The organism is Luteitalea sp. (assembly GCA_009377605.1).
Taxonomy (GTDB): domain Bacteria; phylum Acidobacteriota; class Vicinamibacteria; order Vicinamibacterales; family Vicinamibacteraceae; genus WHTT01.
Genome location: WHTT01000243.1, coordinates 1 through 540, shown reverse-complemented (window position 1 = coordinate 540; position 540 = coordinate 1). Strand labels below are relative to the sequence as shown.

General features: G+C 67.8%; 1 protein-coding gene. It reads left to right on the top strand.

Annotation, left to right across the window (positions count from 1 at the left end; all coding sequences use genetic code 11):
- Positions 1-20 precede the first annotated feature (20 nt).
- On the top strand, positions 21-540 hold a 520-nt coding region (locus GEV06_28745), incomplete at its 3' end, for a hypothetical protein (GenBank protein MPZ21832.1).

Here is a 540-nt window from a genome sequence, read left to right as displayed (position 1 = left end):
GGGAGACCGGCAGCGCGTACATGAGCACCGAGCCGGCGTCGGCGACGATCGTGCTCGATCGGGCCATCGACACCGAGCGGATGGCGACGATCGCGACCCAGGTGAGCAACCGCCCGGGCGTCATCGAGGCGACCGGGCGCACCCAGTTCGACAGTGAAGTCGAGGTCAACGGCAGTTTGCGGGATGACCCGCTGCAGATATTCGTAGCGACGCCGGACGATGCGATGCGGATCGGGAAGTTCGAGGTGCAGCAGGGCAGCTGGCCGCCGCCACCGGGAGAAATCTTTGTCGGAGAGGACTCGCTCACCCTGCTCGACGTGGCGGTCGGCGACGCCGTGACCGTCAAGACACCGAGCGGCGAACCCGTTCGGCTGCGAGTGGCCGGCACGGTGTACGACCCGAGCCTCGCGCCCGCACCTCAGGAGCGGAGGGGCCACGCCTATCTGTCTACGGCGTCTCTCATCACGTCGGGGGGACGGGCCGCGTTGGATCAGTTGAAGATCCAGGTCGCCGATCGCGGAGAGGTGACGCCGAGTCGAG